The 9,567-nt window shown below is 71.3% G+C and carries 9 protein-coding genes; 2 read left to right on the forward strand and 7 right to left on the reverse strand.

Annotation, left to right across the window (positions count from 1 at the left end; translation table 11 throughout):
* The 7 genes from AOK09_RS15065 to AOK09_RS42115 form a co-directional block, all read right to left on the reverse strand.
* The coding region (locus AOK09_RS15065; protein WP_407675403.1) for a zinc-dependent alcohol dehydrogenase at positions 1-497 on the reverse strand (497 nt) is incomplete at its 3' end.
* A complete protein-coding gene (locus AOK09_RS15070) occupies positions 494-832 on the reverse strand; it encodes an L-rhamnose mutarotase (protein ID WP_107101341.1) in 339 nt (112 codons plus the stop codon). The genes AOK09_RS15065 and AOK09_RS15070, both read right to left, overlap by 4 nt.
* 5 nt (positions 833-837) lie before the next feature.
* A complete protein-coding gene (locus tag AOK09_RS15075; protein ID WP_055587702.1) occupies positions 838-1,773 on the reverse strand; it encodes an amidohydrolase family protein in 936 nt (311 codons plus the stop codon).
* A 391-nt stretch (positions 1,774-2,164) separates the two neighbouring features.
* Positions 2,165-4,096 carry a hypothetical protein gene (locus AOK09_RS15080; protein WP_055587703.1) on the reverse strand — a complete coding sequence of 644 codons (1,932 nt, stop codon included), beginning with the start codon at positions 4,094-4,096 and terminating at the stop codon, positions 2,165-2,167.
* A gap of 126 nt (positions 4,097-4,222) precedes the next feature.
* Positions 4,223-5,068, reverse strand: a complete 846-nt coding sequence (locus tag AOK09_RS15085) for a carbohydrate ABC transporter permease (RefSeq protein ID WP_107101342.1) — start codon at positions 5,066-5,068, stop codon at positions 4,223-4,225.
* A 100-nt stretch (positions 5,069-5,168) separates the two neighbouring features.
* Complete coding sequence (locus tag AOK09_RS42110) at positions 5,169-6,086, reverse strand: carbohydrate ABC transporter permease (protein WP_079063079.1); 918 nt, start codon at positions 6,084-6,086, stop codon at positions 5,169-5,171.
* Positions 6,083-7,450 (reverse strand): ABC transporter substrate-binding protein, encoded by a 1,368-nt coding sequence (locus AOK09_RS42115; protein WP_055587704.1) that lies wholly within the window; start codon positions 7,448-7,450, stop codon positions 6,083-6,085. Before AOK09_RS42115 ends, AOK09_RS42110 begins: the two co-directional genes overlap by 4 nt.
* 443 nt (positions 7,451-7,893) lie before the next feature.
* Here AOK09_RS42115 and AOK09_RS15100 point away from each other — a divergent pair, with 443 nt between their 5' ends.
* Positions 7,894-8,628 (forward strand): FadR/GntR family transcriptional regulator, encoded by a 735-nt coding sequence (locus AOK09_RS15100; protein ID WP_107101343.1) that lies wholly within the window; start codon positions 7,894-7,896, stop codon positions 8,626-8,628.
* Between the two features lie 339 nt (positions 8,629-8,967).
* Positions 8,968-9,567 (forward strand): arabinofuranosidase catalytic domain-containing protein (locus AOK09_RS15105; protein ID WP_407675404.1); only part of this gene is annotated, 600 nt, incomplete at its 3' end.

Here is a 9,567-nt window from a genome sequence, read left to right on the forward strand (position 1 = left end):
CCCGGCTGCAGCCGGGCGCGCCGTACGTCGTGCACCGCGACGGCGGTGGGTTCGGTCAGTGCGGCGTGGTCCAGCCGCAGACCGTCCGGGAGGCGGACGAGCGTCTCGGCGGGGACCGTCCAGCGGGACTGGAGGGATCCGGTGGCGTCGATGCCGAGGAAGACCAGGCGGTGGCAGATGTGGCCGTGCCCGGAGCGGCAGGCGGGGCACTGTCCGCAGGGGACGAGAGGCATGACGGTGACGGGGTCGCCGGCCTGCCACCCGGTCACGTCGGGGGCGACGGCGGCGACTCGGCCGGACATCTCGTGCCCGATCACACAGGGCGGGTCGACCCTGGCGTCCATGGCGCCGTGGAAGATGTGCAGGTCCGTGCCGCAGATCCCGGTGTACGCCACGTCGACCGACACCTGGCCCGGGGGCGGCGCGGCCGCGGCGCCGTCCACGGTCTCCAGGGTCAGTTTGCCGGGCGCTGTGTAGGCGACTCGTTGTGTGGTCACGCGTGGGGCTCCTCGTCCAGATGCCAGATCTCCTCCAGGTCGGACCATGTGCCGCCGGCTCCGGTGTCGGGCCAGGGTTGCTGGCACGGGTCCGTCAGCTGCCACCAGGCCTGGGTGTCGGGGTCGGTGGCGACGGAGGCGAGGTCGGCTGCGAAGTCGTCCCCGTGGTACTCGAAGTAGCCGAACAGGGTGTCCTCGCGAAGGAAGATCGTGTAGTTGCGGATGTTCGCGGCACGCAGCGCGGCCTCGACTCCGGGCGGGACGGCCCGGTGCAGCGCCAGGTACTCGGCACGGCGCTCCGGCCGCAGCCGGACGGTCTGGGCGAAGCGTCTCACGGCGGTCATGCGGGTTCCTTCCGTCCGTCGGTGGGGTCGGCCGCGCCGGGTGTCCGCGCGGGCGGCGGTTCCCGGTCGAGCCGGTAGGTGCGGGCGGCGTTGGTGTGCAGTACGGCGTCGGCGTCCCCGGCGGGCAGGTCGGCGAGGGCGGTGCGCACCAGGTCCAGCCAGGTCCCGTACGCGGTGGCCAGCGTCATCACCGGCCAGTCGCCGCCGTACAGGCAGCGCCCGGGGCCGAACGCCTGCAGTGCCTCGCGAAGGACGGGCAGCAGCGTCTCCGGGGCCGTGCCGGGAGCCGCCTCGGTGGCCAGGCCGGAGAGCTTGCAGACCACGTTGTCCCGCCGGGCCAGGCGGCGCAGGGCGGTGCGCCACCGGCGGCCGGGGTCGGACGGTGAGGGCTTGCCGAGGTGGTCCAGGACGATGAGGGTCCGCGGGCAGGCCGCAGCCAGGTCGGCGAGCTCGTCCAGCTGGTGCTCGCGAACGCACGCGTCGAAGGGCAGCCCCGCCTCGCCCAGCAGGGCCACGCCTGCGCGGAAGTCGGCACCGGCGGTGAAGCCCGGTCGCTCGTCCTGGACGTTGTGGCGCACGCCGACGACGAACGGGTCGGCCGCGTGCGCGCGGACCGACTGCGGCGCCCCCACGGGGTCGTCCAGCGACACATGTGCGACGGCGCCGCGGATCCAGGGGCGGGTGCGTGCCAGCTCGCGCACCCACCGCACCTCCCCGGCCGCCTGACCGGGGAGCCTCCCCGCCTCCACGAAGACGGCCTCCACCGGTTGCGGCAAGCTCTCCAGCAGCTCGGCGGGGGTGAAGGCGCGGTTCAGGCGCGGCACGGTACGCAGCCAGGGATAGGCCAGCAGGCCCGGATCCCAGAAGTGGACGTGGCTGTCGATCACGCGCGGCTGCGGGGACGGGCCGGCGGGTGCCTCGGGCGCGGTCATGACCTGGGCTCCGGGTGCTGGTGCTCCGGGCGGCTGTCGGTCCGCCCCCGGCCGGGTACGGGGGCCGGGCATTCCCCGGTCTCTCGCGGCGGTTCCGGATACGGCGGCGCACCGGTCCGCTCGACGGAGCGTCGTCGCGCCCAGACCCCGGAGGTGCCGGTCACGGTGGACGCGCATGGGCCGGTGGCGACGGCGAACCGGACGGCGTGGCGGGCGAGGACGGCGCCCGGGCACGGCGCGCCCGCGGAGGCGTGGCGCCTCGGCACGGGCGGGGGCGCGGGGCGCCGGGGCGCGGCTCCGCCCAGGGTGAGGGCTCCCGCCGCGCCCGGCGACGATGCCGCGCATCCCGGCGCGGAGGCCTCGGGGCCGGGGCGGCCCAGGGGGCGGCGCCTCACGCGGCGCCCCCCTCGGACGGCTCGTCGAACGGGGAGCGGTAGGTCGGCGCCTGGGTGCGCAGGGCGAGCCGGAGGGTGAGCCGGATGCGGGAGGAGCGGGGGAGTTCCACCCGCAGCCACGGGCCGTCCACGGCCGTCGAGGAGGACGTCACCACCGGTGCGCTGTGGCCGTAGTCGTACATCCCGCCGATCCATGACGGATCGTCGCACGCGGTGTGGTCCACCGAGCGGATGGTGTGCTCGGCGAACGCGCCGGCCTGCACGATCACCGAACGCGCGGACTCCGGGTCGAGGTTGACCAGGTCGACGACGGTGGCGTCCGGGTCGATGGCCGAGACCAGGGCCGCGACGCCGGCGGGCAGGCCCGGGCGCCCGGCGGCCGCGTCGTAGTAGCGCACGCGGGCCTGCTGCAGGCCGCCGTTGTAGACCACCTGCGGTCCGCCCCAGGTCAGCTGGACGAGAGCCTCGGTGACCACCGGGTTGGACTGCTGCCACAGGTGGATGTCGGCCTCGGGCACCTCCCTGTCACGGTAGAGCTCCATACGGGTCAGCCGGTGGCGCACCTGGGCCTGGGCGGCGGCCAGGATCTTCTCCGGGTACGCGGGGTCGTCGCCGGCCAGGAAGGCGAGCCAGGGCTCCTCGTGCCCGGCCTCCTCCTTGCTGCGGAAGGACCGGACGGTGCGCCAGTCGTACCCACTGGCGGCGCGCAGGGTCTCGATGCGCTGCCGGTCGGCCTCCGAGGCCGTGTGGTGCCACAGCGCCGTCGGGACCGCCATCAGCATCGGGTTGTGGTCGAACCAGCCGCCGTCCTTGTACCGGAACGGCACATGGAGGGTGGGGGTGTGCACGTCCTCGCCCAGCTGGGGGATCCACTTGGACCGGATGCTGGAGTCCGCCTCGGTGAAGGCCATCACCTTCCCATGGGAGATGATCTCGTCCAGCGCTGGGCGTACGAGGTCCAGGTACCCGTCGTCGCCGGTGGCGGCGGCGCCTGCCAGCGCGGCGACGATCGCCGAGTGCCCCACGCTGTACCAGCCGTGCGGCCACGACCAGCCGTAGTGGCCGCCGTACCAGCGTCCTTCGAGCAGCCCTCCGACGGTGCCGTCCGGGGCGACGTTGTCCGGCAGGACGCCCCCGTTGGCGGCCGCGCGTTCCCGCCAGGCGCCGACGTACTCGGTGATCCAGCCCCGGTAGCGTTCGTCCCCGGAGAGGATCCAGGCGTTGAGGACGAGTCCCGCGGCGGAGAGGTTGACGGCCGTGTCGCCGGAGCCTGTCCGGCGGGCCATCTCCGGGCCGAGGCGCGGGTCGCCGTCGAGTGGCGGAGGCTCGCTGCCCGACGGCAGGATCCAGTCCAGAGGGAAGCCGTACATCCGGGCTTCCTCCGGCAGCCACGGGTAGGCCTCGCCGTCGAACAGTCCCTCGCGGTGCGGGTCGCTCCCGTTGTGCGGCCGGCGGATGATGCGGTGCTGCGGGTCGTAGTTGCCGTGCTCCGGGTCGACGTACAGGTCGGCGAAGCGGCGGGCGCGCTCGCCCCACCGGTCGGGCGCGGCCATGCACAGGAAGTAGAACAGCAGCAGGCTCTCGCCCTGGTGGAACCAGTCGTAGCCGCGTTCGTACTCGTCCTTGAGCATGCCCAGTTCGGTGAGCTGGCGGGTGACTCCCCGCCAGTGCAGCTCGGACTGCGCCAGCAGGTCGTCGGCCCCGCCGAGCAGGTACAGCTGGGGCCAGTTGAAGAAGACCTCGTAGAAGTCGTCCACGCCGTCGCGCGAGGTCAGTCCGGAACCGTAACGCAGCCGTCCGTCGGCATCGGTGAAGTCGGCGGCGAATCGACGCCAGGCCCGGTCGAGCAGATCGAACAGGTCGCGCTGCGCTGTCGCCCAGCCCGGCGGTTCGAGCAGCGGCACCGAGGCCGTGATGACGGGAAGCATCGAAGAGGGACTCCATTCAGGGACGTTCCCGGCACGGCCGGGTTCCGGGCAGGGCGCCGCCGGCGCACCGGGCGGACGGCCGGGTGCGCCGTGCGGCGTGCGAAGGGAGCGACCGGGGGAAGCAGGTCAGTGCTTGGTCGCGCCGGCGAGCATGCCGGCGACCAGGAAGCGTTGGGAGAACAGGAAGACGACCAGGACGGGGGTGATCGCCAGCAGGGTGGCGAGCGCCAGCTCGGGGCGCTGGACCTCCAGGGTGCCCGCGGCCGTCGGGTTGAACTGCGGGACGGAGTCCAGCAGGGTGCCCAGGCCGACCTGGACGGGGAACTGGTCGCTCTGCGGCAGCATGACGTACGGCAGGAAGTAGTTCGTCCAGTTGGCCACGAAGCTGAAGAAGCCCACCAGCGCGACGACGGGGGTGGCGAGGGGCAGTGCCACGCGGCGGAAGACGCCGAACTCCGAGCAGCCGTCGAGCCGGGCCGCGTCCAGCAGTTCCCGGGGCAGCGCGGTGCTGAAGTAGATGTAGGTCAGGTACACCCCGAAGGGGTAGAAGGCGTACGGCAGGATGATCGACCACATGGTGCCGATCAGGTGCACCGCGTTGAGTTCCAGGAAGAGCGGCACCACCAGCGTCGCGTTGGGCATCAGCATCACCACGAGGGTGGCGACCAGCAGGGTGCGCCTGCCGCGGAACTCCGTCATCGCCAGCGCGTATCCGGCCGGTACGGCGACGCACAGGGTGATCACCAGCGCGAGGAAGGAGTACACGGCCGAGTTGCGCAGCCACAGGAGGATCGCGTCGTCCTGGTAGGCGGTCAGCGCGTCCCAGTTGGCCCGTAGCGCGTGCAGGGACCCGAAGGACAGCGGGTTCGCGTGCACCAGTTGGTCGTCGGTCTTGGTGGCCGCCAGCAGCAGCCACAGCACCGGCAGGACGAAGAAGACCACGAACAGTGCCAGCACCAGCAGCGGGAGCACCTGTGAGCTTCCCCGGACAGGGCGGCCGGACCCGCGCCGCAGCTCCCGGGCCGGCACCGGCCGGCCGCCGGCGGGGACCGAGAGGGCGGACCGTCGGAGGTCAGTCTGCATCGAAGAACCCCGATCTGGCCACGAAGACGCCCGCGACGACCAGCCCGACCACCAGCAGTTCCACCGACACGGCGGCCGCGGTGTTCACGTCGTTGTTCTGGAAGGCGAAGTCGTAGGCGAGCTGGTTGAGCGAGTAGTCCCGTCCGGCCACGCCGACGCTGGCCTGGGAGAGCAGCTGCGGCTCCACGAACAGCTGGGTGCCGCCCGCGAAGGCGAGGATGACCATGTAGACGATCCATTTGCGCAGCAGCGGGATCTGGATGCGCCGTGCCGTCTGCCAGGCCCCCGCACCGTCGATCCGCGCGGCCTCCAGGATGTCGGCCGGGATGTTGTTGAGCGCCCCGTACATGACCACGATCCAGCCGCCCGCGCCGGTCCAGAAGGCGATGAGGGTGAAGAGGACCGGAAGATGCCCGGGAGCGATGACCTCGCCGAAGGTGTGGAATCCCAGGGCCCGCAGCAGGACACCCGCCGGACTCACCGTGGGGTCCAGCACGAACAGCCACACCATGACGCTGGCCGCGCCCGCCAGCGCGCCCGGCACGTAGTACAGGAACCGCAGCGCCCTGCTCACGCCCGTGGCCGCCAGACGGTGCAGCAGCAGCGCGAGCCCGACGACCAGGACCACCAGGGACACCAGCCACCACAGCAGGTACAGGGCCACATGCCCGACGGCCGAGGCGAACCGGAAGTCGCTGACAGCTTCGGTGAAGTTGGACAGGACGGTGAAGTTGCCGCCCCCGTCGGTGAAGGCGAAGTAGATCGCATAGCCGGTCGGCACCACGCCGAAGGCGACCAGGAGCACCGTATAGGCCCCGACGAAGGCCTGCCCGCTCCTTCCGGGCCACAGCGCCCGGCGGGTGCCGGGCGCCGTGGCCCGGCCGGTCCCGGGGGAGTGGGCGGTCACTCGGTCACCTTGTAGCCGTTGGACCGGGCGTAGTTCACGATCGAGCTCTTCCAGGCCGGAAGGAGGGAGACGATGGACTGGCCCGCGGTCAGCTTGGGGGTCACCGTGGCCGCCCAGACGGCCTCCTGACTGAACTGGCCGTAGCCCCAGCCGGGCCAGACCTGGTTCGCCGCGGCCTGCAGCGGTGCGGCGATGTCGTCGGCGAAGTAGCCGGAGGAGGACTGCGCGGCCAGCCAGTCCTTGGCGACGGGTGCGTAGGCCGGGTAGCCGGGGGCGAGTTTGCCCTGGTAGTCGTCCGAGGTGGTCACCCAGGTCAGGAAGTCGGCCGCGGCCTTGAGGTTGGTGCTGTGCGCCGACATCAGCCAGGTGCCGCCGCCGACGTTGCCCGCCGTGGTGTCCGCCTCGGCCGACCACTTGGGCATGGGCGCGACGGCGATCCGGTGCGCCGGCGTCTTGAACGTCCCCTGGAACAGCGCGCCGCCGAACCAGGACGGGCCGGGCAGCATCAGGATTTTGCCGGCCTGGTTCTTGTCGAAGTCCGAGCTGAAGACGCTGCTCAGGGACATCGTCTTGTTCTTGATCAGCGTGTCCAGCAGTGACGCCATCCGGGTGCAGTTCGGCCCCGTGGTGTCCACCTTCAGGGCCTTGGGGCCGGTGATCTGGTTGGCCCCGCACTTGCTCGACCACATGTAGAGCTCCGGCGCCCAGGAGTCGCCCGCCGAACCGACCAGGTAGCCGGGGTGTTCGGCGGCCACCTTCTGCCCGAGTGCCTGGTACTGCTCCCAGGTCTGCGGGACCTGGTATCCCCACTGCTTCATCAGTGGCGCGTCGTACCACAGGACCGTCTGGGCCAGGTCGTTGCGCAGGCAGTACAGCGTGCCGTTGACGGTGCAGGGGTCGTTGGCTCCCTTGGCCCATCCCGAGAGCGTCGAGGCGGGGATCAGGCCCTTGTTGAGCGGGGCGGTGAAGCCCGCGTCCACGGCCCAGGTGGTCTCGTTGTTCTGGGTGCTGAACACCACGTCCGGCCAGCCCTTGCGGGTGCGGTTGAACAGGCTGACCTTGGTGCGCAGATAGTTGGAGCCGTTGGCGTCCCCGTCGTAGCTGACGATGTTCAGCTTCACCGAGGGGTGCTGCTGCTGGTACAGCTTGGCCGCCGGCATGCGGGAGGAGTCCACCCACACCGTCAGCGCTCCGCCGGTCTGCTTGACCGGGTGGAAGGCGTCCCGTGAGCCACCCCCGGTGCCGCCGCCGCCGCTGCCGCAGGCCGCAACGGTGACCAGGGCCAGTGCGCCCGCGGCCGTGAGCAGGCCGGTACGTCTGCGGATGCCCGGGGTGTGCGCGACTGGGCTGACCTTCGCTGTCATGAACTACTCCACTACGTCGTGGCGCCCGTCCGTCATCGGGACGCGGGCCGGAACTCTCGCCGTCGCCGAAGTGCCGCACGTGGTGGAGCGACGCGAGGAACCCCGGACGAAGCCCCGTCGATCTCTGCGATCCAGACGAAGCCCCACTGTGCTTGGTCACACATAAGACGGCTGAGCGCTGAGGGAGTCAACAGGATGAGCATGTTTATTCCCATGATCTTTTAATTTCCCCGGCGCAAGTCCTGAGATTTTTGACCGTTTCGATATGATTTGTCCGACGAGTTGGGCAATATAAGTCATACACATATGGCCTGCCAGAAGCGCGGGTGTACACTTCGGCGTGACGTCGGGGGGCGTGCGCCAAGCCCGCGACGCGAACCGAGGGCGAAGGAGGCGAGCCGTTGGACGGCAACCCCGTACCTGCGGCGACCGGTACGCCATCGGTGCAACCCGACGAGCAGGACCCGACGACGTACCGGCCCGGGTACGAACGCGTCGCCGAGGAGATCCTCCGGCTGATCGCCGAACTGCAGCTGCAGCCCGGCGACCGGATGCCGACCGAGAACCAGCTGGCCTCCCGCCTGGGCACCAGCCGGACGGTGGTCCGCGAGGCCGTCAAGATCCTTTCGGCGATCGGGCGGATCCGTGCCCAGAAGGGCCGCGGGCTGTTCGTGGCCAACGACGAGGGCATGCTCGGCTCCTCACGGTGGGGGAGCTTCTTCCTGCCGACCGACCTCGACCATGTCTACCGGCTCTTCGAGTTCCGCAGGGTGCAGGAGGTCGCTGCGAGCCGGCTGGCGGCGACCCGGGCGACCCCCGCGGATCTGCGGGCGATCGCGGCGGCTGCCGAGATGTGCCGGGAAGGCCATGTGACCGGGGCCCGGGAACTGTTCGACCGCGGTGACGACGACTTCCACGTCAGTGTCGCCGCCGCCTCGCAGAACCCCTTCCTCGTCGACGCCGTGCGTGAGGCGCGCCGTCTGCAGCGCCAGTCGAGCACCATCGGACTGCACGGAACCGTCGGCGGGCACGCCGAGGAGGCCATCGCCGAGCATGCGGCGATCCACCGGGCGATCCGGGAGGGCGACCCCGAGGCGGCGGCGGAGGCGGCAACCACCCATCTGGACAAGACACTTGAGGACTACCGCCGGGAGATCCAGCGCCGCGTGTTCGGCTGAGTCCCTCCCCGGGATCCGCCGTCCCGCCCTGTTCGGCCCGGCGGTCCGGGCTTCCGGGGCCGCAGGTCGGCGGTGTCTCGGTCACCTGAGTTCCGAGGAGGGACAAGGCTGTTCTGCGCCCAGCCTTGACAGCCCATCAGATGGTGGAGCACCGTCTCCTTCCGGAACCTCTCGGTAATCCCCCCGCACACCCGATCCGCGGAATCGCGGACTGTTAGCGCTAACGCGCATTGTTAGCGCTCACTTCTGCCCGGTTTTCCGCAAGGAGATCACATGGGACACCTCCGCTTACGCCAGACCCCACCCGGTCACGGCGAACCCGGCCGGCTTCTCTCCGGGATGTGGCACCTTCGCAGGCCGGTCGGCAGGCCCGCGCACGGACACACCGGCCCGCCGAGGCGCCGACTGCAGCTCCTCGCCCGTGCGGGCGCCGCCGCCGTACTTGCCGCGGGCGCGCTGATCGGCGCCACCGCGACGGCAGGAACCGCCCAGGCTGCCACGTCCGGGCCCTGCGACCTGTACGCCGCGGGCGGTACGCCGTGTGTGGCCGCGCACAGCACCACCCGCGCCCTGTACGGCTCGTACAACGGGTCGCTGTACCAGGTCCGGCGCGCCTCGGACAACAGCACCAAGGACATCGGCCTGCTCAGTGCGGGAGGCTACGCCGACGCCGCCGCGCAGGACTCCTTCTGTGCCAACACCAGCTGCGTCATCACGGTGATCTACGACCAGTCCGGCCGGGGCAACAACCTCACCCAGGCACCCCCCGGTGGGTTCTCCGGCCCGGCGGCGGGCGGGTACGACAACCTGGCCAACGCCACGGCCGCACCGATCACGGTCGGTGGTCACAAGGCCTACGGCGTCTTCGTCGCGGCCGGGACCGGCTACCGCAACAACCACACCAATGGCATCGCCACCGGTGACCAGCCCGAGGGCATG

Source organism: Peterkaempfera griseoplana (genome assembly GCF_001418575.1).
In the GTDB taxonomy this organism is placed as follows: domain Bacteria; phylum Actinomycetota; class Actinomycetes; order Streptomycetales; family Streptomycetaceae; genus Peterkaempfera; species Peterkaempfera griseoplana.

Coding starts and splice junctions, on each gene's coding strand:
- AOK09_RS15075 (WP_055587702.1), bottom strand. CDS start 1,773: ATGACCGCGCCCGAGGCACCCGCCGGCCCGTCCCCGCAGCCGCGCGTG.
- AOK09_RS15080 (WP_055587703.1), bottom strand. CDS start 4,096: ATGCTTCCCGTCATCACGGCCTCGGTGCCGCTGCTCGAACCGCCGGGC.
- AOK09_RS42115 (WP_055587704.1), bottom strand. CDS start 7,450: ATGACAGCGAAGGTCAGCCCAGTCGCGCACACCCCGGGCATCCGCAGA.